The organism is Sphingomonas sp. DG1-23 (genome assembly GCF_030730875.1).
GTDB lineage: Bacteria > Pseudomonadota > Alphaproteobacteria > Sphingomonadales > Sphingomonadaceae > Sphingomonas.
In genome coordinates this window covers 411,921-435,208 of record NZ_JAVAMA010000001.1, presented here as the reverse complement: position 1 = coordinate 435,208, position 23,288 = coordinate 411,921, and the positions used below count along the sequence as shown (strand labels likewise).

The following is a 23,288-nucleotide window of genomic DNA, read 5'->3' as shown; positions in this document are numbered from 1 at the left end:
CGGTGCACGCTAGCCGAAAAGCGATCGGCTGCAAGCGCCTACGGATTCGGTTGCAGCGGTTACTGTCCTCGCTATGTTCGGCGCCGACATCGATGCTCCCCGGGGGAAGATCACCAACATGAAGTCGTTCCTGATGTATTGCAGCGCGGCCACGATCGCGCTGGCCACCGCTTCCTCGCCCGCCGCCGCCCAGCAGGTCGCCGCCGCGTCGACGGCGAAGCCGGTGCCGGTCGCCGAGCTCGTGAAGCGCGTCGACATCCCCTATGAGGAATTCACCCTCCCGAACGGCCTTCGCGTCATCGTACACACCGATCGCAAGGCGCCGATCGTCGCGGTCTCGACCTGGTACGACGTCGGCTCGAAGCACGAGCCGAAGGGCAAGACCGGCTTCGCGCATCTGTTCGAACATCTGATGTTCAACGGCTCGGAGAATGCGCCCGGCGATTTCTTCGAGCCTCTCAAGCAGGTCGGCGCGACCGATTTCAACGGCACCACCAGCTTCGATCGCACCAATTATTTCGAGACCGTGCCGCGCCCGGCGCTCGACCGCGCGCTGTTCCTCGAGAGCGACCGGATGGGCTATCTGCTCGGCGCGATCACGCAAGGCGTGCTCGACGAGCAGCGCGGCGTCGTCCAGAACGAGAAGCGCCAGGGCGACAACCGGCCCTATGGCCTCGTCTATTACAAATTGCTCGAGGAGCTGCTCGCGGGCAGTCCTTATGGTCATAACGTGATCGGCTCGATGGCCGATCTCGACGCGGCCAGCCTCGACGACGTCAAGAACTGGTTCCGCGCGCATTACGGCCCGAACAACGCGGTGCTGGTGCTCGCCGGCGACGTCGACGCGAAGGAAGCGCGGCCGCTGGTCGAGAAATATTTCGCCGCGATCCCCGCCGGGCCGAAAAGCGTGCTTCCCAAGGTCGAGGTGCCGACGCTGCCCCAGGCCAAGACCGTGGTGATGAAGGACCGCGTCGCCGCGACGATGGTGTTGCGCACCTGGGCGGTGCCCGGTCTCAACGATCCCGATTCGGTGCCGCTCGACGTATTCGGCGACGTGCTCGGCGGCCTCGCCAGCTCGCGGCTCGACAATGCCCTGGTCCGCAAGGAAAAGCTCGCGGTGCAGGTCTCGGCCGGCATCCAGTCGATGGCGCAGCTCGGCATGTTTCAGGTCCAGGCGATCGTGAAGCCCGGCGTCGACGCCAATCTGGTGGCGAAGCGGCTCGACGAGATCGTCGCCGATCTGATCCGGAACGGCCCGACCGCGGACGAAGTCCAGCGCGTCGCCACCACGGCGGTGTCGGGACGCATTTCGGGGCTCGAATCGGTCGGCGGCTTCGGCGGCAAGGCCGTCGCGCTGGCGTCGGGCGAACTCTATTCGAACAACCCCGGCTTCTTCAAGAAGCAGCTCGAAGAGACCGCGCGGGTAACTCCGGCGCAGGTCCAGGCCGCGGGCAAGAAATGGCTGAGCCGGCCGGCACTGACGATCATGGTCGAGCCCGGCCAGCGCGAAGCCTATCAGGAAGCGGCTGCGGTTGCGCCTGCGAAGCCCGTCGAAGGCGCCCAGGCCGAGCCGTTCAAGGGCACCCGCGGCGCATTGCCCGACGTGGCGCAGATCGGCGATCTCGATTTCCCCGACGTCTCGCGGAGCAAGCTCTCGAACGGCGTCGAGATCGTCTACGCCAATCGCACCGCAGTGCCGGTCACCCAGGTGGTAATGAGCTTCGATGCCGGCGTCGTCGCCGATCCCGCGAACAAGCTGGGCACCCAGAATCTCGTATTGTCGCTGCTCGACGAAGGCACCACCAGCAAGGATTCGATCGCGATCGCCGAGGCGCGCGAGCGGCTGGGCGCCAGCATCAGCACGGGCAGCTCGTCGGATCGCACCTATTTGTCGGTGTCGGCACCGAGCCCGAACCTGCCCGGGGCGCTCGATCTGTTCGCCGATGTCGTCCGCAACCCGGCCTTCGCGCCCGACGAGGTCGAGCGGCTTCGCGCCACCCAGCTCACCGGCATCGCCGCCGAGCTGACCGATCCGCAGGGGCTCGCCAATCGCGCGCTGCCGCCGCTGATCTACGGCGCGGGCAATCCCTATGTGAAGCTGGCTGCGGGCGGCGGCGATCCGGAGGCAGTCAAGGCGCTGACCCGCGACGATCTGCTGGCTTTCTATCGCGCGTGGATCCGGCCCGACAAGGCCAAGATCTTCGTGGTCAGCGATCGTCCGCTCGCCGACGTCAAGGCAGCGCTCGAGGCACGCTTCGGCAATTGGAAGGGCATCGGCGCCGCCGGGGTCAAGGCGTTCACGGTCGCGCCGAAGCAGGTCGCGCCGAAGATCGTGCTCGTCGACCGGCCCGATTCGCCGCAGTCGCTGATCCTCGCCGCGCAGATGACGCAGCTCGATCCCGCCAGCGAATTGCTCACCCCGCTCACCGCCAATCAGGTGCTCGGCGCGGGCTTCCTGTCGCGAATCAACATGGAGCTGCGCGAGAACAAGCATTGGTCGTACGGCGCGCGGGGCGGCTATGACTGGCTCGAAAAGGCGGTGCCCTACACGATCGCCGCGCCGGTCCAGGCCGATCGCACCGGGGACTCGATCAAGGCGATCCAGCAGCAGGTCGGCGACTTCCTGACCAGCAAGGGCGTCACCGAGGCCGAGCTGACCCGCGAGATCAACGGCACTACCCGCGAGCTCGCCGGCCGATTCGAAACTTCGGGGGCGGTGCTCTCGGCGATGCAGCAGAACGATCTGCGCAAGCGCCCGGACAATTTCTACGACACCGTCACGCAAAAATATCGCAGCATGACCGTCGCCCAGCTTGACGCTGCGGCACGCGCGGCTTTGGACCCGAAGAAGTTCGTCTGGGTGGTCGTGGGCGATGCCGCGAAGGTCAAGCCGCAGCTTGACAGCCTCGGCCTGCCTGTCGAGGTGGTCCCCGCAGCGTCGGTGGCGGGTTCGGCCGCGACCGCCGCGTCGAAGTAGTTTCCGAGATCAGGAGAGACGAGATGGCGAATGTCGATGGCAGCTGGAACACAGTCACCAAGTCGCCGATGGGCGACCAGCAGGCGGTGCTGACCGTGCAGAGCGCGGGCGACAGCTTCACCGGCAATTTTTCGGGCGGACTCGGCACCACCGACATCAAGGACGGCAAGGTCGATGGCGACACGCTGACCTTCTCGCTCGACATCACCGTGCCGATGCCGATGACGCTCACCGTCGAGGCGACGGTCGACGGCGACAATCTCAACGGCACCGTCACCGCGGGCGCATTCGGCAGCTTCCCGATCGTCGGTACGCGCGGCTGAAATCAGCTTCCGGTTGAATCGAAAGGCCCGCTTCTCACAGGAGGCGGGCCTTTTTTCGTTGCGCCGTCCGGCTTCAGGAACGTCCTGTGTTTCGAGCGGTTTGGCACCCGTTCGACGAAAAGGGGCCGCGCATGTTGTCGGAGACCAGGGCGACTTTGCTCGCGCGATTGGGTTTCGCCGCGCGGGGACTGGTATACCTGCTGATCGGCTGGTTTGCCGTCGACGCCGCGTTGCGCGGCGGCGAGACCGCGGACAATCAGGGTGCGATCGCGTCGCTGGCCGACAAGTCCTTCGGCCCCCTATTGCTGGCACTGATCGCCGCCGGGCTCGCGGGCTATGCGCTGTGGCGTCTCGCCGAGGCGGCGGCCAACCCTGCGCGCAGCAAGCCCGATGCGAAGAACCTCTTCGAACGCGGCGGGCTGGCGCTGAGCGGCCTCGCGCATATCGTTCTCGCCTGGGTCGCAGCCGGGTTTGCGCTCCATCCCCGGTCCGGAAGCGATACCTCGCCCAATGACGAGCGCGCGCGCGACTGGACTGCGTGGCTGCTCGATCAACCATTCGGGCCGGCATTGGTCGGCGCCGTCGCGTTCGGCTTTTTCTGCGGGGCGGTGCTCCAGGCGCGAAAGGCGTGGAAGGGCGATTTCGTCGCGGAATTGCACGGCGATACGCCCACGCCCGGCTATGTCTGCACCGCGGGCCGGATCGGCTACGGCGCCCGGGCGCTGGTATTCGCCGTCACCGGCCTGTTCTTCGCGGCCGCGGCGTGGCGCGCGCGCGCGAGCGAGGCGGGCGGCATGGCAGACGCGCTCGCGGCGCTGCAGGACCAGCCCGGCGGCACCTGGCTGCTCGCGGCCACCGGCATCGGGCTGGGCCTGTTCGGTGTCTTCAGCCTGATCGAGGCGCGCTACCGGCGCATTCGGGTGAAGGTATAGACTCCCTCTCCCACGTCGGCAGCGGGAAGAGTGAGGGGGTAAGGCCTAGCGCCTGACCCGCGTCACATGCCCCATCTTGCGGCCCGGCCGGGCATTGCCCTTGCCATAGAGGTGCAGATGCGTCCCCGGCTCGGCGAGCAGTTCGGCCCAATTGTCCGCGTCGCTGCCGATCAGATTGATCATCTCGACATGGCTGCCGGTCAGCGCGGTGCTCCCAAGCGGCAGCCCGCAGATTGCGCGGATATGGTTCTCGAACTGCGAGGTCTCGGCGCCCTCGATCGTCCAATGCCCCGAATTGTGTACCCGCGGCGCCATTTCGTTGAACACCGGACCGTCCGCGGTCGCGAAGAACTCCAGCGTCAGCACGCCGACATGGCCGAGCGCCTCCGCCACGCGCCCCGCCAGCGTCGCCGCCTCGGCCCAGTGCCGCGCGATCTCGGGGGGGGCGGGGAGCGTCGAGCGGGCGAGGATGCCGTCGACATGCTCGTTCCATGGCGGCGGATAGCTGGTCAGCTCACCGTCGAGCCCGCGCACCGTGATGATCGAGAATTCGTGGCTGAAGGTGACGAAGCCTTCGAGGATCGCCGGCCGCTCGCCGATATCGGTCCAGGCCGCCTCGGCGTCGGCGGCGTCGCGGATCCGCACTTGCCCCTTGCCGTCATAGCCCAGCCGCAAGGTCTTGAGGATCGCCGGCGTACCGATCTGGTCGATCGCCGCCTTGAGCTCATCGAGCGTCGAGATTGGCGCCCAAGGCGCGGTCCGCCCGCCGAGCGCGCCGACGAACGCCTTTTCGCGCGCACGGTCCTGCGCGATCGACAGGCTCTGCGGGCCCGGCCGCACCGGCACCTTGTCCGAGAGATATTCGACCGGCCCGATCGCGATATTCTCGAATTCGTAGGTCACCACGTCGGTCTGCCCGGCGACTTCGTCGAGCACGATGCGGCTATGATAATCGGCGCGGGTGTAGCTCGAGGCGGTCTGCGCGGCGACGCTCTCCGCGTCGGGAGCGAGGACGTGGGTGCGATAGCCGAGCTGCGCCGCGGCGACCGCGAGCATCCGCCCGAGCTGGCCGCCGCCGAGAATGCCGATGATCGATCCGGGGGGCAAAGCGGTCATTCGGGGTCGGTCGCCACATTGTCGGTCTGGGCGGCGCGCCATGCCCTGAGCCGGCCGGCGAGCGCGTCGTCCGAAGTGGCGAGGATCGCCGCGGCGAGCAGCCCTGCATTGATCGCGCCGGGCTTGCCGATCGCCAGCGTGCCCACCGGAATGCCGCCGGGCATCTGGACGATCGAATAGAGGCTGTCGACGCCCTTGAGCGCCTTGCTCTCGACCGGCACGCCGAGCACCGGCAGATGCGTCATCGCCGCCGCCATACCCGGCAGATGCGCCGCGCCGCCCGCCCCGGCGATGATCGTCTTGAGCCCCCGATCCGCGGCGGAATGGGCGTAATCGTAGAGCCGCTGCGGGGTACGATGCGCCGACACGACCTTGGTCTCGTGCGGCACTTCGAGTTCGTCGAGCACTCGCGCGGCATGGCGCATCGTCTCCCAGTCGGAAGTGCTGCCCATGATGATGCCGACTTTAGCTGCGTCCGACATGCCTGCCCCGTGTTGCGGAAGCGGGGTTGTTAGTAGGGGAGGGGAGAGAGGGCAACTTCGATTCACGTCGAGGCGCGAAGGAAGTAAAGAGGTTCGCGCAGAGGCGCAGAGGACGCAGAGGTGGATGGTCCGCCGCGCCAGCGGGCCCTATCTCGACGCTTGCTAGTCTCTCGTGGGAACCGTGAGCTAAACTTCTCTGCGTCCTCTGCGCCTCTGCGCGAACAAAATCTCGAGCCTGCGAGCCGCTTACCGCTCGCTCAGATAGTACCGATCCGTCGCCACCAGCGCCTCGTCCAGCTCGTAGACGATCGGCTGCCCGGTCGGGATCTCGAGGTTGACGATCTCGGCATCGGGGATGCCAGAGAGATGCTTGACCAGCGCGCGCAGCGAATTGCCGTGCGCCGAGACCAGCACGCGCTTGCCCTCTTTCAGGTCGGGCGCGATCTTCTTCTCCCAATAAGGCTGGACGCGCGCGATCGTGTCCTTGAGGCTCTCGGTCTGCGGGATCTTGATCCCGGCGTAGCGGCGGTCCTTCGACAGGTCGAACTCGCTGTCCGCCGCGCCCAAAGGCGGCGAGATGTCGAACGCGCGGCGCCAGATCTGGACCTGCTCGTCACCATGAATCTTCGCGGTCTCGGCCTTGTTGAGCCCGGTCAGCCCGCCATAATGCCGTTCGTTGAGCGCCCAGTCCTTCTCGACCGGAAGCCAGAGCCGGCCCATTTCCTCGAGCGCGAGGTTGAGCGTCTTGATCGCCCGGGTCTGCAGGCTGGTATAGCATTGGTCGAAGTCATGGCCCTTGTCGGCGAGCAGCTTGCCCGCGGCCTTGGCTTCCTCGATTCCCTGATCGGTCAGGTTGACGTCCCACCAGCCGGTGAAGCGATTCTCCAGATTCCACGCCGACTGGCCGTGGCGGATGAGGACGAGCGTGGGCATGACGGCTCCTTCGGCTTGAACGTTCGCCGCGGCTGATAGAGAGATGGCGCGGCTTCGCAAAGGGAGATGCGCCATGGCGATCGTTCGGCAGGCTCTGGTTCATGGCGGTCCCGGCGGCCCGTTCGAGGGAGTCGCGGCGTGGGACGATGCCGTCGAAGGCCCGCGTCCGTGCCTGCTCGTCCTCCCCAATGTGCTCGGCCAGAAGGAAGCGGACAATTGCAAGGCCGAGGCTCTCGCCGGGCTCGGCTATGTTGCGTTTGCCGCCGATCTGTTCGGGCAGGGCAAGCGTACTACGCTCGGATCCGAGAACCGCAGCCATTACATGGACGCACTCAATGCCGATCGCGCCTTGCTCCGCGACCGCCTCGCCGCGTCGCTTGCCGCACTCACCGGCTTGCCGCAGGCCGACCCCGAAAAGGCCGCGGCGATCGGCTTCTGCTTCGGCGGAAAATGCGTGCTCGACATGGCCCGCGCCGGGCTCGCCATCCGCGGCGGCGTGTCGTTTCACGGCGTCTATGACCGCCCCGATTACGCGAGCGTGTCGCCGATCGCTGCGAAGCTGCTGATCTGCCACGGCTGGGACGACCCGATCTCGCCGCCCGAGACGACGGTCGCGCTCGCCAACGAACTGACCGAAAGCGGCGCCGACTGGCAGCTTCACGCGTACGGTCATGCCGGCCACGCCTTCACCGATGCGGGCAGGGCCGGGCCCGGGCCGATCGCCTATGAACCGCGTGCCGATAGGCGCAGCTGGCGCGCGATGACCGACTTCCTCGAACGATTGTTCGCCTGAAACGCCTTCGGTGCGTTAGCATGGGTTAATGACCTTCTTCGAAAGCCTCGTCGCGCTGCTGCTCCTCGCGGTCGTGCTGCTGCAAGTCGCACGGCGAAGCTGGATTCCGTATCCGACGATGCTCGCGACCGCGGGCGTGGTCGTCGCGCTGGTTCCGGGAAGCCCGGCGATCGCACTCGAAGGCCATACCGCGCTCGCTCTGTTCATCGCGCCGGTATTGCTCGATGCGGCTTTCGATTTCCCGCTCGCCGCAGTCCGCAAGCTCTGGCGACCTTTGGTCGCGCTCGCGGTGGTTGCGGTCCTGCTCACTACTGCGGTTGTCGCGTGGATCGGCTGGACCTTTGCCGGACTGCCGCTCGCTGCGGCGATCACCCTCGGCGCGATCGTCGCCCCGCCCGATGCCGCCGCGGCGACGACGGTGCTGCGCTCGGCCAGATTGCCGCGCCGGGCCGTTCAGGAGCTCACCGGCGAGAGCCTGCTCAACGACGCCACTGCGCTGTTGCTGTTCAGCGCCGCGGTGGCGATCCAGAGCCATGGCGGGATCGACGGCAAGGTCGCGCTCCAGCTCGGCTTCGCAGTACCCGGCGGGATCGCGCTCGGGCTCTTCTTCGCCTGGGCGTTCCGCTACATCATCCCCTATACGCGCAGCTCGTTCGGCGGGAATCTGCTCGAATTCGTCAACACCTTCATCGCGTGGCTGGTCGCCGAGCGGCTCGGGCTGTCGGCAGTGCTCTGCGTGGTGACGATGGCGATGTTCATCGCCAACGATCCGCGGATGAAGATCGACGCGCGCAACCGCATCCAGTCGTTCGCGGTGTGGGGCGTCGCGGTGTTCGTGCTCAACGTCGTCGCCTTCCTGCTGATGGGGATGCAGGCACGGGCGATCGTCGGCGGGATGGATCCCGCACGGCTGCGCGAGGCCGCCGGCGTCGCGGCGATGGTCGTGGCGGCCGTGATCGTCACCCGCATCGTCTGGGTGCTGGTCTATAACCGTCTCGCCGCGCGATTCGCGGTGCTGCGCGGCGAGGCCGAGCCGGCCAGCTTCGCGCAAGGCATTGTGGTCGGCTGGTGCGGGATGCGCGGGCTGGTCACGCTCGCCACCGCCTTCGCATTGCCCAATGATTTCCCCCAGCGCGACCTGATCGTGCTCGCCGCCTTCGCAGTGGTGCTGACCACACTCGTGCTGCAGGGGCTGACGCTCACGCCGTTGATCCGCCTGCTCGGGCTCGGCGAGGGCAACGATCATCGCGAGAAAGTCGATGCACAGCGCGCGCTCGCCGAGGCCGGAATCGCCGCGCTCGAAGGAAAAAGCGGGCACGTCGCCGAAGACATGCGGCGCCATTTCGAGATCGATCGCGCGGCGCTCGATGGCGGCGAGGCGTGCGACGATTTCCTCGCGCGGCAGCGGCTCAAGCTCAAGGCGATCGCGGCGCAGCGCGAACGCCTGCACGCGCTGCGCGACACGGACGCGATCGGCGCGGAGGAATTCGAGCGCCTGCAGGAAGCGCTCGACTGGCACGAACTCGCCATCGGCCCGGCGGAGCAGCGCACGATCGAGGAGGGTTAGAGCACCCGCGACATGAACCGGCTGAACGGGTCTTCCTTGTAATCGGCGAACGGCGCGCAATCGGTAAAGCCGAACTGGCGGTACAGCGCGATCGCCGGCTCGAATGCCGGTCCCGAACCCGTTTCGAGGCTCAGCCGCTTATAGCCCCGCCCACGCGCGACGCCGAGGATGTGCGACACCAGAGCCGCGCCGGTGCCGCGGCGCAGATGCTCGGCTGCGGTACGCATCGACTTGATCTCGCCATGCTGCGGGTCGAGCTGCTTGAGCGCTCCGCAGCCGAGCAGATCCGCCCCGTCCCAGGCGCTCCAGAAGGTGACGCCGGGCGCACGCAGCCCGGAGAGATCGAGAAAGTGGCAGCTGTCCTTGGGCGAATTCGCGAGCATCCCCGCGAAATGCACGTTCAGCAGCGCGACGACCTGCGGGTCGTCGAGTCCTCCCTCGCGTATCTCCATCAGATTTCGTCGATCATGCCGGCGAGCGTGTCGAGGCAGGCATGCGCGAGGACTTTGCAGCGCGCCGGCGACCAGCCGAATTCGGCATCGGCATTGGCGTCGTGATCCTTGAACGGCATTTCGAGCGTCATCGATACCGCGCCGAACCGCTCGGCCAGCTGGTTGGTCGACATCGCCAGATTGGCCTGTCCGGGCGCGGCTTTCTCATAGCCGAGATCGAGCTGGAATTCGGGCGTGGAATCGGCGAGCCGGCGGGCGAAATTGTAGAATTTCTCGCCGAGTTCGTCGGTCCAGCTCGGAATGCCCTCGAAGCCGGCGAGGAAATTGGCGGGGATCGCCTCGTCGCCATGTACGTCCATCGCGAAGGCTACGCCGGTCTCGTCCATCCGGTTGCGCACCGCGAGGACCTCGGGGCTCTTCTCCGCGCTCGGCGAGTGCCATTCACGGTTGAGGTTGATTCCTGCGGCATTGGTGCGCAGATGCCCGCGGCGCGACCCGTCGGGGTTCATGTTGGGGACGATGTGGAAGGTCGCCTTTTCGCGCAGCGCATGCGTGGTGCGATCGTCGAGGTCGGTCAATTTCTCCAGCGCGCCTTCGATCCACCATTCGGCCATGGTCTCGCCGGGATGCTGGCGGGCATAGAGCCAGACCTGCTTCGGACCCTCGCCGAGGCTCAGGCAGTCGATCGGCTGGCCGTCGAGCGTCACGCCCAGCTCGCGATGGGTGACGCCGGGCTGTGCGGCGATGCGCGTCACCAGATCGTGATGCCGCTCCATCGAATAGGGCGCGAAATAGGCGAACCAGACGATCTCCGAATCGATCGGCCGGGTGAAGCTGAGCACGCCATCGGCATAGTCGGCGTCGGTCGTCCGCCAATGCTCGCGGTCGGTGCTCCAGCGCGCCTTGTAACCCGGCCAACCGAACGGATAGGCCGCGCCGCCGGCATTGAGGATTCGGAAGGTGAGGGTGCGCCCCTTCGCGCCGGACAGGCGAAAGTGGAACCATTGATAGAAGTCGGACAGATGATCGGTGACGATCTCGAGGTCGACCCGGTCGCCGTCCACGGCCACCACGCGGATGTTGCCGCCGTCGAAGGCGGCGTTGATCTGGATGCTCATTTGACCGTGGTAGTCACCCCGGACTCGCCTGGGAAGTCCCTGAACAGCGCCCGGGCGAGCCGTGTCGCCGCCTCGCGCGGATCGCTGCCGGGCTTGCCGCTCACCGATTCGGTGACGGCGCGGCCTTCCCAGACGGTGGTGTTGTCGCTGCGCCGGCGCAACTGCACCGCCAGCTCGGAGCCGATCACCTGCCGGGTCTTTCCGCCAATTCCGAAGGAGAGACCCCCGCCGAGCCCGACGCCGCCGCGCCGCCCGCCGCTGATCCCGCCGCCGCCGAGACCGATCGAAACCGGCGGCTGCTCGCGATAGCTGCCGAGCTGGGAGCGCGTGAACGAGACCGCGGCGATATAGCCCGAAGCCATGTCGCTGCGCGACTGGACATAAGCGAGGCGTTCGAGCTCGGCTGCCACCGCATCGGCATAAAGCTGATATTCGGGGCTGATCTGCGCCGCGCCGCTCATCGGCTCGACCGCGACGGTGGTCCGCTCCATCGGCTGGCCGAGATGATAGCGCGTGACTTCCACCGGCGCGGTGCGCGTCGTGGTGCAGCCGCCCGCGAAGAGCGCCGCGCCCGCTACTGCGATGCTGAGGACCTTGTTCACGGGGCACGCCTCCTGTCTCGCGGGGAGAACGCCCCGCCGCAGCTCAACCCTGCCGCGATGGAGTCGGTTCCGCAAGGGCGCCAGCGCCTTGACTTGGAGGCGCTCCCCCATTAGGCGGGCGCCTCTTTTCCAGCATCAGATATTTGAGAAGCGAATCGGTCATGAAGATCGTGAATTCATTGAAGTCGCTCAAGGGGCGCCACCGCGACAACCGCGTGATTCGTCGCCGCGGCCGGATCTACGTGATCAACAAGACGAATCGCCGGTTCAAGGCCCGCCAGGGCTAATTCCGCGCGTGGGGACGCCGAAGGCCGTCATCTTCGATGTCGGCAGGGTCCTCGTCGAATGGGATCCGCGTTACCTCTACGAGCGCCTGATCGAGGACGATCAGGCGCTCGAAGCGTTTCTGGCGAACGTCGTCACCAAGGAATGGCATTTCCAGCATGATGCCGGACGCCCGTTCGCCGAAACCTCGGCCGAGCTGAGCGCGCAATTTCCCGAGCATGCGGCGCTGATCCAGGCTTGGGGCCCGCGCTTCGGCGAGACGATTCCGCATGCCGTGCCGGGCATGTTCGAGCTCGTGCGCGAACTCGACGCCGCAGGTGTTCCTCTGTTCGCGATCACCAATTTCTCGGGCGAGTTCTGGCGCGAATGGGTGCCGGACTATGCCGAACTGTTCGATCGCTTCCGCGATATCGTCGTGTCCGGCGACGAAAAGCTCGTGAAGCCCGATCCCGCGATCTATGCGCTGGCACTGAGGCGATTCGGGCTTGAGGGGCCCGACGCGCTGTTCGTCGACGACAGCCCCGCCAATGTCGAAGGCGCCAATGCCGCCGGGATTCACGGCGTGCTGTTCACCGCCGCCGCCGCGTTCCGCGCCGAACTGGTGCGATTCGGATTGCTCTAAAAGCTGCCGTCACCCCGACCTTGTGCCGGGGTCCACTGCGCGGCACTCGTTGCCCTCGCCGTTCGTGACCGTCGTTTGCCTCCCGGTGGGCCCCGGCACAAGGCCGGGGTGACGGACGAGAACGAGCTTGATCCTCAGCCGCCCTCGGGCCCCTGATAATTCTTCAGCTCGTCGCCGAGAATCGTGACGACATGCAGCACGTTGGTCGACCCGGGCGTTCCGAACGGCACGCCCGCGCACACCACGATGCGGTCGCCCGCGCCGGCCAGCGCCTGGCGCAGCGCCATGCGCTTCGCCTTGCCGACCATCTCCTCGAACGATTCGACGTCGCGGGTGTGGACCGCGTGGCTGCCCCAGAGCAGCCCCGAGCGCCGCGCGGTCTCGATCTTCGGAGTCAGCACCATGATCGGCACGGTCGGCCGTTCGCGGGCGATTCGCCGCGCGGTCGAGCCCGAGCTGGTGAAGCACACGATCGCCGATGCCGAAACCGTCCGCGCGATGTTCTTCGCCGCCTCGGCAAGCGCGTCGGCGGTGGTCGGATCGGGGCGGGTGACGGTGAAGTGGACGCGGTCGCCATGCGCGGGGTCGCGCTCGACCGCGTCGGCGATCGAATTCATCATCGCCACCGATTCGCACGGCCATTTGCCCGCGGCGCTCTCGGCCGAGAGCATGATCGCGTCGGCGCCGTCATAGACCGCGGTGGCGACGTCGGAGACTTCGGCGCGGGTAGGCGACGGCGATTCGATCATCGATTCGAGCATCTGCGTCGCGACGATCACCGGGCGGCCCATCCGCCGCGCGGTCTCGACGATGCGCTTCTGCAGCGGCGGAACGCTCTGCGGCGGCAGCTCGACGCCCAGATCGCCGCGCGCGACCATCACGCCGTCGCATTGCTCGACGATTTCCTCGAGCCGGGTGATCGCGCTCGGCTTCTCGATCTTGGCGAGCAGCGCTGCCTTGCCGCCGATCAGCCGGCGCGCCTCCATCAGATCCTCGGGGCGCTGGACGAAGCTGAGTGCGATCCAGTCGACCCCCTGCTCGACCGCGAAGCCAAGGTCGCTGCGGTCCTTCTCGGTCAGCGCGGCAAGCGGCAGCACCATGTCGGGAACGTTGAGTCCCTTGGAGTTGGACAAGGTCCCGCCGACCTCGACCCGCGTGACCAACCGGTCCTTCTCGACCGAGGTCACCCGCAGGACCATCTTGCCGTCGTCGAGCAGCAGCCGGGCATCGGCGTGCGCCGCCTCGAAGATCTCGCGGTGCGGCAGCTCGACGCGGCTGGCGTCGCCGGGCGTCGAGTCGCGATCGAGGACGAAGGTGTCGCCCGTCGCCAGCACCACCTTGCCTTCCGCGAATTTGCCGACGCGCAATTTCGGTCCCTGCAGATCGGCGAGGATCGTCGTCGGCCGGCCATATTTCTTCTCGAGCGCGCGGATCGCCTCGATCACCGGCACCTTCGATGCCTGATCGCCATGGCTCATGTTGACGCGGAAGGCATCGGCGCCCGCCTCGAACAGCTTCTCGATCATCTCGAAGCTGTTGCTGGCGGGCCCCAGCGTCGCGAGGACGCGGACTTTACGGCTTCGCGGGCTTATCGTCTTTGTCATCGCTGTCATCCTTGTGCGCGCCTGCCTCTAGCCGTTAATCTGAATCGATCAACCACGGAGGTCACGGTGCCGACACTCGAGACTATAGACGACGCAGTGGCGGCACGGGCGTTCCGGCGGCTCGTCCGGCATCTGCGGCATCGCAGCGATGCCGAGAATATCGACCTGATGGGACTCGCCGGCTTCTGCCGCAATTGCCTCGCCGAATGGGTGCAGGAGGCCGACGGCGGCCTGTCGAAGGACGAAGCGCGCGAACTGATCTACGGCATGCCCTTCGCCGAATGGAAAGCGCGGCACCAGAGCGAGGCGAGTCCCGAACAGCTTGCCCGCATGGACGCGAGCCTCGCCAAAAATCACCGCGAGGAATTGCTCGACGATGCGCTCGACGACAGTTTCCCCGCCAGCGATCCGCCTTCGATGAGCGAGCCCGGTCGCTAGGGCTTGAGCGCGGCGCGCACCTCCTTTAAGCGCGCCGCTCCATCTTATCGCCGATCCCCGGACCGCAGGTGCGGATCTGTGCGGGCGCGGCATCCGAACCGCAGGAGTCCCCGATGTCCGATACCGTTTCCGCCGAACAGCTGCGCCTCTTCATCGAGCGCATCGAGCGTCTCGAGGAAGAGAAGAAGGGCATCGCCGACGACATCAAGGACGTCTATGCCGAGTCCAAGTCGACCGGCTTCGACGTCAAGACGATGCGCCACATCGTCCGCCTGCGGAAGATGGAGAAGCATCACCGCGACGAGGCCGACGCCCTGCTCGAAACCTATCGCAACGCGCTCGGCCTGCACTGAGGCAAAAATAGTTTTCGCGCAGAGGCGCAGAGGACGCAGAGATCGGGAACGGCGCACAGCGCCCTGATCATATCTGGAGGCGTCGCCGAGGCGATGCGGCTGTCCAAAAATGCCTCTGCGCTCTCTGCGCCTCTGCGCGAATATTCTCTTCGCGTCTTCGCGCCTTCGCGCGAACCTGATTGCACCCGGACCAGCCGCTGCACTAGAGACGCCCAACCCTTTTCGAAGAGAGCGCCATGGCAGGCCATTCCAAGTTCAAGAACATCATGCACCGCAAGGGCGCGCAGGATAAGAAGCGCTCGGGCATGTTCTCCAAGCTCAGCCGCGAAATCACCGTCGCGGCCAAGATGGGCTTGCCCGATCCCGACATGAATCCGCGTCTGCGCGCGGCGGTCAACGCCGCCAAGGCGCAGTCGATGCCCAAGGACAATATCCAGCGCTCGATCGACAAAGCGAGCAAGGGCGATGCCGAGAATTACGAGGAAATCCGCTACGAGGCGTTCGGCCCCGGCGGGGTGAGCCTGATCGTCGAGACGCTGACCGACAATCGCAACCGCACCGTGACCAACGTCCGCACTGCGATCAGCAAGAATGGCGGTAATCTCGGCGCGCCGGGGTCGGTCAGCCATGCCTTCGACCGGATGGGGCTGATCAACTATCCCGCCAGGGCCGGCGACGCCGACAAGGTGTTCGAAGCCGCGCTCGAAGCCGGCGCCGAGGACGTGACGAGCTCCGAGGACGGCCACGAGATCTGGACTGCGCAGGGCGATCTCCACGAAGTCGCCAAGGCGTTGGAGCCGGTGCTCGGCGAGGCTGAAGGCGCCAAGCTCGCCTGGCGTCCGCAGACCATGGTCGCGGTCGAAGAAGGCGACGCGGCGACTCTGTTCAAGCTGATCGACGCGCTCGACGACGACGACGACGTCCAGACCGTCTGGGGCAATTACGAAGTCTCCGACGAAGTGATGGAGAAATTGGGTTGATCCAGCCTCCCTCTCCCGTCGGGAGAGGGAAGGGGCCCGCTGCCGAAGGCAGTGGGAAGGGTGAGGGCGACGGCCTTCACCACGTCATCCTCACCCTTCCGCCGCTTCGCGGCTCCCTCCCTCTCCCGATGGGAGAGGGAAACTGATCATCCTCGGCCTCGATCCCGGGCTCGGCACCACCGGCTGGGGGATCGTCCGCGCTGAGGGCAATCGGCTCAGCCACGTCGCCAACGGCAAGCTCAGGACCGACCCGCAGGCGCCGCTCGCGCGCCGGCTCGCGCATCTCGACAGCATGCTCGCGGCGATCATCGCCGATCATGCCCCGCAAGCCGCGGCCTGCGAGGAAGTCTTCGTCAATTCGAACGCGCAATCGACGCTCAAGCTCGGCCAGGCGCGCGGGGTGGTGCTCTGCGCGGCGGCGCGCGCGGGGCTCGATGTCGGCGAATATTCGCCCGGCGTGGTCAAGAAGGCCGTGGTCGGCACCGGCGGCGCCGAAAAGGCGCAGGTCCATGCCATGATCGCGCGGCTGCTGCCCGGCGTGAAGATTGACGGTCCCGATGCCGGCGACGCGCTCGCGGTGGCGATCTGCCACGCGCATCATCTGGCGAGCGCACGGACCCTCTCCCGTTCGCGTTGAGCTTGTCGAAGCGCGGTTCTTTCGCCAGAAGAACAAAAGCAGCCCTAATACCGGGCGAACGGAGTGTCGGGCGTGATCGCGCATCTGAAGGGCAGGCTGGCGGCGACCGGCGCCGATCACGCGGTGATCGACGTGAACGGTGTCGGCTATCTGGTCGGGGCGTCGGCCAAGACGCTCGAGAAGCTCGGCATGGTCGGCGATCCGGTTACGATCCACACCGAGATGCTCGTCGCCGAGGATTTCATCCGGCTGATGGGGTTCGCCTCGGCCGACGAGCGCGACTGGTTCAAGCTGCTCACCCATGTCCAGGGCGTCGGCGCCAAGGTCGCGCTGGCGATCCTGTCGATCCTCGCGCCCGACGAGCTTCGCACTGCGGTCGCCCGCGCCGATTCGGCGATGATCGCGCGCGCCAACGGCGTCGGCCCCAAGCTCGCCCAGCGCATCGTCAACGAGCTCAAGGACAAGGCCGGCATCGTGCTGGGCGGAGGCGCCGGCGCTCCGGCCCCGGCGGGCAGCGCCGCAGGGGACGCGGTTTCGGCGCTGCTCAACCTCGGCTTCAAGCCTGCCGAGGCGAGCAACGCGGTCAGCGCCGCCAATGACGAGCTCGGTGCCGGCGCGACGCTCGACGCTTTGGTCCGGCTCGCGCTGCGCAAGGCGGCGAAGTGACGTCGCGCGTTGCCACCTGCCGCTGCGGGCAGCTCCGGGTCGAATGTCATGGCGAGCCGGTACGGATCTCGGTGTGCCATTGCCTCGATTGCCAGCGGCGCAGCGGCTCGGCCTTCGCCGCGCAGGCCCGCTTCCCGACCGAGCAGGTACGGTTCGAAGGCGAGGCGAAGGAATGGGTGCACCTCTCCGACAGCGGCCATCTCACCCACTTCCATTTTTGCCCCGTCTGCGGCGGGACCGTCTGGTATCAGGGCGGCGGACTGCCCGATCTGATCGCGATTGCAATCGGCGGCTTCGCCGATCCGGATTTCCCGCGGCCGAATTTTTCGGTCTGGGAAGTGCGCAAGCACGCTTGGATCGAGATCGTCGGGGAGGGGGTAGAGCATTGTGATTGAGCTACGGATCCTCGCCGCCGCCGCTGCGCTTATATTGAGCGCGGGCCCGGCGCGTGCCTGTCTTGGGCCGGAATTCGAGAGCTACGCCTTCACCCTCACGATGCCGTCGCGTGACGCTGATACGATGGTAGTCAGGCTGAGGATCGAGCGGGTGAGAGGGCCGACGGCCGAGGGTGTTCTGATAGAACCCTTCGAACGGATCGCGGGGGCGGATCGCGTCATCGTGACGACCGATCTCGGTAGCTCCTGCGCACGATGGGGGATCATGAATGGCGAGGCGTATGCCGTCGGCACCGCGTCCCGCATCGAGAACGGCATTTTGTACTTCCACGCGCTGCAACGGCACGATCCGCTTGGTCCGCCGCGACGCAAACGCAGCACGAAGGAACTCGACGCCTATATCACCGATCCCGCCTATCGGTCCGCAGCCCAATGACCGACGCAGATCGTATCCTCGCCCCCATGCGCAAGCCCGAGGACATCGACGCCGCATTGCGCCCGAAGCATCTCGACGAGTTCGTCGGCCAGAAGGGCGCGCGCGAAAATCTGCGTATCTTCATCCAGGCGGCGAAGCAGCGTGGCGAGGCGCTCGATCACGTCCTGTTCTTCGGCCCGCCCGGGCTCGGCAAGACCACGCTCGCGCAGATCGTCGCGCGCGAGATGGGGGTGGGCTTCCGCGCGACTTCGGGTCCGGTGATCGCCAAGTCGGGCGATCTCGCGGCCCTGCTCACCAATCTCGAGGACGGCGACGTGCTGTTCATCGACGAGATCCACCGGCTGAATCCCGCTGTCGAGGAGGTCCTCTATCCTGCGATGGAGGATCGCGCGCTCGACCTGATGATCGGCGAGGGACCCTCGGCGCGCTCGGTGCGGATCGATTTGCCGCGCTTCACCCTCGTCGGCGCGACCACCCGGCAGGGGCTGCTCACCACCCCGTTGCGCGATCGTTTCGGAATCCCGGTCCGCCTCCAATTCTACTCCGTCGACGAGCTCGAGCGCGTCGTCACCCGCGCGGCGACTCTGCTCGACTTGCATGTCGCTCCGGACGGCGCGCACGAGATCGCCAAGCGTTCGCGCGGCACCCCGCGCATCGCCGGGCGGCTGCTCCGCCGGGTGCGCGATTTCGCCAATGTCGCCGGCGAGGAGACCGTCCACGCCAAGGTCGCCGACGCCGCGCTGACCCGGCTCGAGGTCGATGGGCTCGGGCTCGACAATATGGACCGGCGCTATCTGATGATGATCGCCGACATCTATCGCGGCGGTCCGGTGGGCGTGGAGACGCTCGCGGCGGGGCTCAGCGAGCCGCGTGACACGATCGAGGAAGTGATCGAGCCCTATCTCATCCAGATCGGCATGATCGCGCGGACGGCGCGGGGGCGCTGCCTCAATGCCGCGGGCTGGAAGCATCTCGGGCTCAACCCTCCGCCCACCGCGCAGGAAGGGCTGTTCGACTGAGGGCAGGGGTTCCCCCGAGTCTTAAGCTTGGTTAAGGCCGCGGCATGCACGCGCTCTCCGCCTTGGGCCGCTTCGAGGGCCTCGAGCATCATTTCGCGCTACGCGTCTATTTCGAGGATACTGACCTCACCGGTGTCGTCTACCACGCCAATTATCTGCGCTACATGGAGCGCGGCCGCTCGGACATGCTGCTCGCCGCAGGGGTCGACCAGCGCGCCGTTCTCGAAGCCGGCCAAGGCGCTTATGCGCTGCGCAGCGTCCGGCTCGACTATCGCAGTCCGGCGCGGCTCGGCGAGGAACTGATCGTCGTCAGCCGGCTTGTGACGTTGCGCGCTGCCGCCGTGGTCATTCAGCAACGAGTCATGCGCGGCGAAACAATCGTGGCCCAAGGTGAAGTCGAGGCGGCGTTCGTCTCCCCGGCAGGTCGGCCGCGGCGCCAGCCGGCAGAATGGATGGCGGCGTTCGAACCGTTGCTATGGAAGGGAAACTGAGCTCGACATGTTGTTCCTGAATACCGCCGCCGCGACCATGTCGCCCGTCGCTTTGTTCCTTCAGGCGGACTGGGTCGTCCGCGGCGTGATGATCGGCCTGCTGCTCGCCAGCCTGTGGACCTGGGCGATCATCCTCAGCTTCGGCTTCCGCGTCGGCGCGGTGAAGCGCGACATCGCCGGCTTCGAGACCGAATATCGCGAGGCCGACGATATCGACGAGTTCCACCGCCGCGTCGCCAGCCGCGATCAGCCGATCGCGCGGGTCTTCTCGGCCGGCGTCACCGAATGGCGCCGCTCGACCACCGGCAAGTCGATCGACCGCGGCGGTACGCGCGATCGGCTCGCCACCGCGATGGGCGCGGCAGTCGCGCAGGAGATCGATCGTCTCGCCGATCGGCTCAATTTCCTCGCCACGGTCGGCGCGGTCGCGCCGTTCGTCGGGTTGTTCGGCACGGTCTGGGGAATCATGCGCAGCTTCACCAGCATCGCCGCCGAGCAGAATTCGTCGCTCGCGGTGGTTGCGCCGGGCATCGCCGAGGCCTTGTTCGCCACGGCGATCGGCCTGTTCGCGGCGATCCCCGCGGTGATCGCGTACAATCGCTACAGCCACGCGATCAACCGCGTCGAGCAACGCCTCAACCGCTTCGCCGACGGCTTCCACGCGACGCTGAGCCGCCGCCTGGAGATGGAGGCGTGAGGCTGGCCCCAAAATTCCTCCCCGGAACGGGGAGGGGGACCGCGTCGCGAAGCGGCGTGGTGGAGGGGCCCCCGCCCTCCTCCAGCGATTTCGTCCGCGGAGAGCGGACCCCCTCCACCAGCCTGCGGCTGGTCCCCCTCCCCGTGCCGGGGAGGAATTGAGGCATGGCCATGCATCTCCCCTCGAACCGGGGCCGCGGGCGCCGCGCGCCGATGGCCGACATCAACGTCACGCCGTTGGTCGACGTCATGCTGGTGCTGCTGATCATCTTCATGGTCACTGCGCCGCTGCTCACCGCCGGCGTGCCGGTGGACCTGCCCGAGAGCCGCGCCAAGGCGCTCGATCAGGAGCAGAAGCCGGTCCAGATCGCGATCGACGACAAGGGTCAGGTATTCGTCGACGACGAGCCGGTCGACGATGCCGGCCTTGCCGGCATGCTCGGTCAGGTCGCGACGCGAAAGGGCGCCGACGGCAAGCCGCCGCAAATCTATCTGCGTGCCGATCAGGGTCTCGGCTATGGCAAGGTCATGCGGGTGATGGGCGAGCTCAACCGCGCCGGGCTCAACCGCGTCTCGCTGCTGACCAACGCCGCGAGCAAGTGACGCGATGGCACTGACTCGCGCCGAAATGGGCGGACTCGCCGTCGCGGTGGCGTTGCACGCGGCGCTGTTCAAGCTGCTCTCGATCGGTTTTCTAGAATCCCCCAACCCCGACATGCTGGTCAGCACGCCGATCGCGGTGTCCTTCGCCGAGGATGTCGGGCTCGAAAGCACCGCACCGGTGATCAGCAGCGAACCCGAAGCGGCGAAGAAGTCGCCGGTCGAAGCCCCGGTCGAGCCCGACAGCGCGCCGCCCGAACCGGTGTCCGAGCCCGAGCCCGAGCCGGCGGCGAAGCCGCAACCGAGCCCGCCCAAGCCGGCGCCCGCGCCCAAAGCCAGGCCGGCGCCGCCTTCGAAGCCGGTCACCGCCGCGCCGGCATCCACCCCGCAGCCGACCCGCCGTGCGGTGCGCCCGACCGGCAATCTCGACGGGCTCGATCTTGGCCGCTCGAACAACCGCCAGGGCAGCGCGACCACGCCGCCCGCCGCGAAGATGTCGGCAAAGGCCGCCGCCGATATCGGCTCGGCGATCCAGCGCCAGGTCCAGCCCTGCGCCAATCGCCAGGTCAATCCCGGCCCAGGCGCGGACCAGATCCGCGTCACGGTCAATCTGCGGATCAACAAGGACGGCTCGCTGGCCGGACCGCCGCGCATCATGGGCCATACCGGGGTCGACGATGGCAACCAGCGTTATGTCGAGCGCGTCGACGATGCGGTGCGCGCGATCTTCGCGGCCTGCTCGCCGCTGCGCGGGCTGCCGGCCGAGCTCTACGACGTGCCCAATGGCTGGAAGAGCTTCACCCTTCGATATCGATTGACGAGCTGAGGAACGAGATGATGCGAACAATCCCGATCGCGCTGGCCGCACTGGCGGCGACCTCCGCAGGTGTCGCGAACGCACAGGTGGTGACGCCCCCGCCGATCGGCGCGAGCAACCAGGACGATCAGTCCGGCGGCCTCGTCGTCGATGTCGAGGGCGGCATGTCCGCCCCGCTGCCGATCCTGATCCCGGCGATGCCGACTTCGTCGGTCGCCTCGACCCCGGCGGGTTCCACCGACGAGCTCGGGCGCAAGCTCGCCCAGATCGTCGACGACGATCTCCGCAACACCGGCCTGTTCAAGACCGTCGGCCCCAATGCGGCGCGCGGCATCGCCTATTCGGAAGTCACCCAGCCCAATTATGCGGGGTGGAGCGGCGGGCAGGCGCTGGTCCAGGGCTATGTCCGCGCCAATGGCAACGGCACGCTGACGATCGGCTGCTACCTCTACGATCTCGCCGCGCAGACCGAACTGGTCCGCCAGGGTTTCGTCGTCTCGCCCGGCGACTGGCGCCGCGCCGCGCACAAATGCGCCGATTCGATCTATACCCGGCTCACCGGCGAGGGCCCCTATTTCGACAGCCAGATCGTCTATGTCGCCGAGCAGGGTCCCAAGGGGAAACGCCGCAAGCAGATCGCGATCATGGATCAGGACGGCGCCAATCATCGTTTCCTGACCAACGGCCAGAACATCGTGCTCACCCCGCGCATGTCGCCGAAGCAGAACGCGATCGTCTATATGAGCTACGAGAATCGGCGCCCGTCGATCTGGATCTACAATATGTCCGCGCGGACCAACCGCCGGCTGGTCGAGAATGTCAGCCAGAATTTCGCGCCGCATTTCTCGCCTGACGGACGCTCGATCCTGTTCTCGATGTCGGTGGCGGGCAATACCGACATCTATCGCATCTCGGTGAACGGCGGCCAGCCGCAGCGGCTGACCAACGTGCCCGGCATCGACACCGGCGGCAGCTATTCGCCCGACGGCAGCCGCATCGTCTTCGAAAGCGATCGCGGCGGCACCCAGCAGCTTTACGTGATGAACGCCGACGGTTCGAACCAGAAGCGGATCAGCTTCGGCGGCGGGCGCTATGCCACCCCGGTATGGAGCCCGCGCGGCGATCTGATCGCCTTCACCCGCACCGGCGGCGGCGCGTTCCGCATCGGGGTGATGAACGCCAGCGGCGGCGGCGAGAAATTGCTCACCAATGCATGGGGCGACGAAGGCCCGACCTGGTCGCCCAACGGCCGCGTGCTGATGTTCTTCCGGGCGTCACAGGGCTCGGGCAAGCCCGATTTGTGGTCGGTCGATCTCACCGGGGTCAACGCGCGCAAGATCCCGACGCCGCTCGACGGCTCGGATCCGAGCTGGGGACCGATTCGCCCCTGAAACGTTACGCAAGCGGGTTGCTGCAGAAATCACGACTAGAGGAGGAATAAGATGGCCAAGATGACGACCGGCCTGGTTCTGGGCCTGGCGCTTGTCGCCACCGCGGGCTGCGCCAAGAAGCGACCGCCCGAGCTGCCGCCGGCCCCCACCGAGACGCCGGTTGCCACCGATGGCGGCGAGAGCAGCGATACGCTCGCCGGGCGCCTCAACGAGCAGTTCAAGCGCGAGGTCACCAGCGACACCGTGCATTTCGCGCTCGACCAATATGATATCGATTCCGAAGCGCGTTCGATCCTCGACAGCCAGGCCAGCTGGCTCGTCGCGCATCCCGAGGCGCGGATCACGCTCGAGGGCCATGCCGACGAGCGCGGCACCCGCGAATATAATCTCGGCCTCGGCGATCGCCGCGCCAATGCCGCGAAGAATTATCTCGCGGCGCGCGGCGTCTCGGCGACCCGCATCACCACGATCAGCTATGGCAAGGAGCGCCCGATCGCCCTGGGCTCGGACGAAGCCAGCTGGGCGCAGAACCGCCGCGCGGTGACCGTCGTCATCAATTGAGG

28 protein-coding genes are annotated in these 23,288 nt (G+C 67.0%); 21 read left to right on the top strand and 7 right to left on the bottom strand.

All coding sequences use genetic code 11. The features are described 5' to 3' along the window. Positions 1 to 118 precede the first annotated feature (118 nt). The 3 genes from Q9Q95_RS01910 (at position 119) to Q9Q95_RS01900 (ending at position 4,232) form a co-directional block, all read left to right on the top strand. Positions 119 to 2,977, top strand: coding sequence for a pitrilysin family protein (locus Q9Q95_RS01910; protein WP_306093365.1), 2,859 nt, complete (start codon positions 119 to 121; stop codon positions 2,975 to 2,977). Positions 2,978 to 3,000: 23 nt separating this feature from the next. After that, complete coding sequence (locus Q9Q95_RS01905; protein WP_306093364.1) at positions 3,001 to 3,300, top strand: hypothetical protein; 300 nt, start codon at positions 3,001 to 3,003, stop codon at positions 3,298 to 3,300. A gap of 86 nt (positions 3,301 to 3,386) precedes the next feature. Beyond that, on the top strand, positions 3,387 to 4,232 hold the full coding sequence (locus Q9Q95_RS01900; RefSeq protein ID WP_306093363.1) for a DUF1206 domain-containing protein: 846 nt from the start codon (positions 3,387 to 3,389) through the stop codon (positions 4,230 to 4,232). Between the two features lie 45 nt (positions 4,233 to 4,277). On the opposite strand, the gene Q9Q95_RS01895 is transcribed toward Q9Q95_RS01900, so the two are convergent. The 3 genes from Q9Q95_RS01895 to gpmA all read right to left on the bottom strand — a co-directional run bounded on the left by Q9Q95_RS01895 (position 4,278) and on the right by gpmA (position 6,763). Further along, on the bottom strand, positions 4,278 to 5,348 hold the full coding sequence (locus Q9Q95_RS01895; protein WP_306093362.1) for a 5-(carboxyamino)imidazole ribonucleotide synthase: 1,071 nt from the start codon (positions 5,346 to 5,348) through the stop codon (positions 4,278 to 4,280). Further along, positions 5,345 to 5,830 carry a 5-(carboxyamino)imidazole ribonucleotide mutase gene (gene purE / locus Q9Q95_RS01890; RefSeq protein ID WP_306093361.1) on the bottom strand — a complete coding sequence of 162 codons (486 nt, stop codon included), beginning with the start codon at positions 5,828 to 5,830 and terminating at the stop codon, positions 5,345 to 5,347. Before purE ends, Q9Q95_RS01895 begins: the two co-directional genes overlap by 4 nt. 246 nt (positions 5,831 to 6,076) lie before the next feature. Further along, a complete protein-coding gene (gene gpmA / locus Q9Q95_RS01885; RefSeq protein ID WP_306093360.1) occupies positions 6,077 to 6,763 on the bottom strand; it encodes a 2,3-diphosphoglycerate-dependent phosphoglycerate mutase in 687 nt (228 codons plus the stop codon). Positions 6,764 to 6,836: 73 nt separating this feature from the next. On the opposite strand from gpmA, the gene Q9Q95_RS01880 reads away from it, so the two are divergent. Then, a complete protein-coding gene (locus Q9Q95_RS01880) occupies positions 6,837 to 7,556 on the top strand; it encodes a dienelactone hydrolase family protein (RefSeq protein ID WP_306093359.1) in 720 nt (239 codons plus the stop codon). 28 nt (positions 7,557 to 7,584) lie between these two features. Beyond that, the gene (locus tag Q9Q95_RS01875; RefSeq protein WP_306093358.1) at positions 7,585 to 9,123 is read left to right on the top strand and encodes a sodium:proton antiporter; all 1,539 of its coding nucleotides are present in this window, start codon (positions 7,585 to 7,587) and stop codon (positions 9,121 to 9,123) included. Here Q9Q95_RS01875 and Q9Q95_RS01870 read toward each other — a convergent pair. The 3 genes from Q9Q95_RS01870 to Q9Q95_RS01860 are packed head-to-tail and all read right to left on the bottom strand — an operon-like array spanning position 9,120 to position 11,295. Further along, the gene (locus tag Q9Q95_RS01870; protein WP_306093357.1) at positions 9,120 to 9,575 is read right to left on the bottom strand and encodes a GNAT family N-acetyltransferase; all 456 of its coding nucleotides are present in this window, start codon (positions 9,573 to 9,575) and stop codon (positions 9,120 to 9,122) included. The genes Q9Q95_RS01875 and Q9Q95_RS01870 overlap by 4 nt on opposite strands. Then, positions 9,575 to 10,693, bottom strand: a complete 1,119-nt coding sequence (locus Q9Q95_RS01865) for a M14-type cytosolic carboxypeptidase (RefSeq protein WP_306093356.1) — start codon at positions 10,691 to 10,693, stop codon at positions 9,575 to 9,577. Before Q9Q95_RS01865 ends, Q9Q95_RS01870 begins: the two co-directional genes overlap by 1 nt. Further along, on the bottom strand, positions 10,690 to 11,295 hold the full coding sequence (locus Q9Q95_RS01860; RefSeq protein WP_306093355.1) for a DUF4136 domain-containing protein: 606 nt from the start codon (positions 11,293 to 11,295) through the stop codon (positions 10,690 to 10,692). Before Q9Q95_RS01860 ends, Q9Q95_RS01865 begins: the two co-directional genes overlap by 4 nt. Before the next feature lie 161 nt (positions 11,296 to 11,456). On the opposite strand from Q9Q95_RS01860, the gene ykgO reads away from it, so the two are divergent. Both ykgO and Q9Q95_RS01850 read left to right on the top strand, forming a co-directional pair. Next, the gene (ykgO, locus tag Q9Q95_RS01855) at positions 11,457 to 11,582 is read left to right on the top strand and encodes a type B 50S ribosomal protein L36 (protein WP_066482602.1); all 126 of its coding nucleotides are present in this window, start codon (positions 11,457 to 11,459) and stop codon (positions 11,580 to 11,582) included. An 8-nt stretch (positions 11,583 to 11,590) separates the two neighbouring features. Next, the gene (locus Q9Q95_RS01850) at positions 11,591 to 12,202 is read left to right on the top strand and encodes an HAD family phosphatase (RefSeq protein ID WP_306093354.1); all 612 of its coding nucleotides are present in this window, start codon (positions 11,591 to 11,593) and stop codon (positions 12,200 to 12,202) included. Positions 12,203 to 12,336: 134 nt separating this feature from the next. Here Q9Q95_RS01850 and pyk read toward each other — a convergent pair whose 3' ends face one another. After that, positions 12,337 to 13,806 (bottom strand): pyruvate kinase, encoded by a 1,470-nt coding sequence (gene pyk / locus Q9Q95_RS01845; RefSeq protein WP_306093353.1) that lies wholly within the window; start codon positions 13,804 to 13,806, stop codon positions 12,337 to 12,339. Between the two features lie 66 nt (positions 13,807 to 13,872). On the opposite strand from pyk, the gene Q9Q95_RS01840 reads away from it, so the two are divergent. The 14 genes from Q9Q95_RS01840 to pal all read left to right on the top strand — a co-directional run bounded on the left by Q9Q95_RS01840 (position 13,873) and on the right by pal (position 23,286). Beyond that, complete coding sequence (locus Q9Q95_RS01840; protein WP_306093352.1) at positions 13,873 to 14,244, top strand: DUF1244 domain-containing protein; 372 nt, start codon at positions 13,873 to 13,875, stop codon at positions 14,242 to 14,244. Positions 14,245 to 14,357: 113 nt separating this feature from the next. Next, complete coding sequence (locus Q9Q95_RS01835) at positions 14,358 to 14,597, top strand: DUF2312 domain-containing protein (protein WP_306093351.1); 240 nt, start codon at positions 14,358 to 14,360, stop codon at positions 14,595 to 14,597. Positions 14,598 to 14,833: 236 nt separating this feature from the next. Beyond that, on the top strand, positions 14,834 to 15,577 hold the full coding sequence (locus Q9Q95_RS01830; RefSeq protein ID WP_306093350.1) for a YebC/PmpR family DNA-binding transcriptional regulator: 744 nt from the start codon (positions 14,834 to 14,836) through the stop codon (positions 15,575 to 15,577). Between the two features lie 142 nt (positions 15,578 to 15,719). Next, positions 15,720 to 16,214 (top strand): crossover junction endodeoxyribonuclease RuvC, encoded by a 495-nt coding sequence (ruvC, locus tag Q9Q95_RS01825; RefSeq protein WP_306093633.1) that lies wholly within the window; start codon positions 15,720 to 15,722, stop codon positions 16,212 to 16,214. A 72-nt stretch (positions 16,215 to 16,286) separates the two neighbouring features. Beyond that, on the top strand, positions 16,287 to 16,880 hold the full coding sequence (gene ruvA, locus Q9Q95_RS01820) for a Holliday junction branch migration protein RuvA (RefSeq protein ID WP_306093349.1): 594 nt from the start codon (positions 16,287 to 16,289) through the stop codon (positions 16,878 to 16,880). Continuing rightward, positions 16,877 to 17,275 (top strand): GFA family protein, encoded by a 399-nt coding sequence (locus Q9Q95_RS01815; protein ID WP_306093348.1) that lies wholly within the window; start codon positions 16,877 to 16,879, stop codon positions 17,273 to 17,275. Before ruvA ends, Q9Q95_RS01815 begins: the two co-directional genes overlap by 4 nt. Further along, positions 17,268 to 17,711: a hypothetical protein gene (locus Q9Q95_RS01810; protein WP_306093347.1), complete on the top strand. Its 444-nt coding sequence runs from the start codon at positions 17,268 to 17,270 to the stop codon at positions 17,709 to 17,711. The genes Q9Q95_RS01815 and Q9Q95_RS01810 overlap by 8 nt, the downstream gene beginning before the upstream one ends. Then, a complete protein-coding gene (gene ruvB / locus Q9Q95_RS01805) occupies positions 17,708 to 18,730 on the top strand; it encodes a Holliday junction branch migration DNA helicase RuvB (protein WP_306093346.1) in 1,023 nt (340 codons plus the stop codon). Before Q9Q95_RS01810 ends, ruvB begins: the two co-directional genes overlap by 4 nt. 44 nt (positions 18,731 to 18,774) lie before the next feature. Beyond that, positions 18,775 to 19,221: a YbgC/FadM family acyl-CoA thioesterase gene (locus tag Q9Q95_RS01800; protein WP_306093345.1), complete on the top strand. Its 447-nt coding sequence runs from the start codon at positions 18,775 to 18,777 to the stop codon at positions 19,219 to 19,221. A 7-nt stretch (positions 19,222 to 19,228) separates the two neighbouring features. Next, positions 19,229 to 19,918 carry a protein TolQ gene (gene tolQ / locus Q9Q95_RS01795; protein ID WP_306093344.1) on the top strand — a complete coding sequence of 230 codons (690 nt, stop codon included), beginning with the start codon at positions 19,229 to 19,231 and terminating at the stop codon, positions 19,916 to 19,918. Positions 19,919 to 20,082: 164 nt separating this feature from the next. Continuing rightward, positions 20,083 to 20,520: a protein TolR gene (gene tolR, locus Q9Q95_RS01790; protein ID WP_306093343.1), complete on the top strand. Its 438-nt coding sequence runs from the start codon at positions 20,083 to 20,085 to the stop codon at positions 20,518 to 20,520. A gap of 4 nt (positions 20,521 to 20,524) precedes the next feature. Further along, positions 20,525 to 21,343 carry a cell envelope biogenesis protein TolA gene (locus Q9Q95_RS01785; protein WP_371876660.1) on the top strand — a complete coding sequence of 273 codons (819 nt, stop codon included), beginning with the start codon at positions 20,525 to 20,527 and terminating at the stop codon, positions 21,341 to 21,343. Positions 21,344 to 21,354: 11 nt separating this feature from the next. Further along, positions 21,355 to 22,725, top strand: a complete 1,371-nt coding sequence (gene tolB, locus Q9Q95_RS01780; RefSeq protein WP_306093628.1) for a Tol-Pal system beta propeller repeat protein TolB — start codon at positions 21,355 to 21,357, stop codon at positions 22,723 to 22,725. A gap of 51 nt (positions 22,726 to 22,776) precedes the next feature. After that, positions 22,777 to 23,286, top strand: coding sequence for a peptidoglycan-associated lipoprotein Pal (pal, locus tag Q9Q95_RS01775; RefSeq protein WP_306093342.1), 510 nt, complete (start codon positions 22,777 to 22,779; stop codon positions 23,284 to 23,286). The last annotated feature ends 2 nt before the right edge of the window (positions 23,287 to 23,288 follow it).

Bases quoted from the DNA above. Each gene is read 5' to 3' on its own strand.
- Q9Q95_RS01910 (WP_306093365.1), top strand. From the start codon at position 119: ATGAAGTCGTTCCTGATGTATTGCAGCGCGGCCACGATCGCGCTGGCC.
- Q9Q95_RS01905 (WP_306093364.1), top strand. From the start codon at position 3,001: ATGGCGAATGTCGATGGCAGCTGGAACACAGTCACCAAGTCGCCGATG.
- Q9Q95_RS01895 (WP_306093362.1), bottom strand. From the start codon at position 5,348: ATGACCGCTTTGCCCCCCGGATCGATCATCGGCATTCTCGGCGGCGGC.
- purE (WP_306093361.1), bottom strand. From the start codon at position 5,830: ATGTCGGACGCAGCTAAAGTCGGCATCATCATGGGCAGCACTTCCGAC.
- gpmA (WP_306093360.1), bottom strand. From the start codon at position 6,763: ATGCCCACGCTCGTCCTCATCCGCCACGGCCAGTCGGCGTGGAATCTG.
- Q9Q95_RS01880 (WP_306093359.1), top strand. From the start codon at position 6,837: ATGGCGATCGTTCGGCAGGCTCTGGTTCATGGCGGTCCCGGCGGCCCG.
- Q9Q95_RS01875 (WP_306093358.1), top strand. From the start codon at position 7,585: ATGACCTTCTTCGAAAGCCTCGTCGCGCTGCTGCTCCTCGCGGTCGTG.
- Q9Q95_RS01870 (WP_306093357.1), bottom strand. From the start codon at position 9,575: ATGGAGATACGCGAGGGAGGACTCGACGACCCGCAGGTCGTCGCGCTG.
- Q9Q95_RS01865 (WP_306093356.1), bottom strand. From the start codon at position 10,693: ATGAGCATCCAGATCAACGCCGCCTTCGACGGCGGCAACATCCGCGTG.
- ykgO (WP_066482602.1), top strand. From the start codon at position 11,457: ATGAAGATCGTGAATTCATTGAAGTCGCTCAAGGGGCGCCACCGCGAC.
- pyk (WP_306093353.1), bottom strand. From the start codon at position 13,806: ATGACAAAGACGATAAGCCCGCGAAGCCGTAAAGTCCGCGTCCTCGCG.
- Q9Q95_RS01835 (WP_306093351.1), top strand. From the start codon at position 14,358: ATGTCCGATACCGTTTCCGCCGAACAGCTGCGCCTCTTCATCGAGCGC.
- Q9Q95_RS01830 (WP_306093350.1), top strand. From the start codon at position 14,834: ATGGCAGGCCATTCCAAGTTCAAGAACATCATGCACCGCAAGGGCGCG.
- ruvB (WP_306093346.1), top strand. From the start codon at position 17,708: ATGACCGACGCAGATCGTATCCTCGCCCCCATGCGCAAGCCCGAGGAC.
- Q9Q95_RS01800 (WP_306093345.1), top strand. From the start codon at position 18,775: ATGCACGCGCTCTCCGCCTTGGGCCGCTTCGAGGGCCTCGAGCATCAT.
- tolQ (WP_306093344.1), top strand. From the start codon at position 19,229: ATGTTGTTCCTGAATACCGCCGCCGCGACCATGTCGCCCGTCGCTTTG.
- tolR (WP_306093343.1), top strand. From the start codon at position 20,083: ATGGCCATGCATCTCCCCTCGAACCGGGGCCGCGGGCGCCGCGCGCCG.
- Q9Q95_RS01785 (WP_371876660.1), top strand. From the start codon at position 20,525: ATGGCACTGACTCGCGCCGAAATGGGCGGACTCGCCGTCGCGGTGGCG.
- tolB (WP_306093628.1), top strand. From the start codon at position 21,355: ATGCGAACAATCCCGATCGCGCTGGCCGCACTGGCGGCGACCTCCGCA.
- pal (WP_306093342.1), top strand. From the start codon at position 22,777: ATGGCCAAGATGACGACCGGCCTGGTTCTGGGCCTGGCGCTTGTCGCC.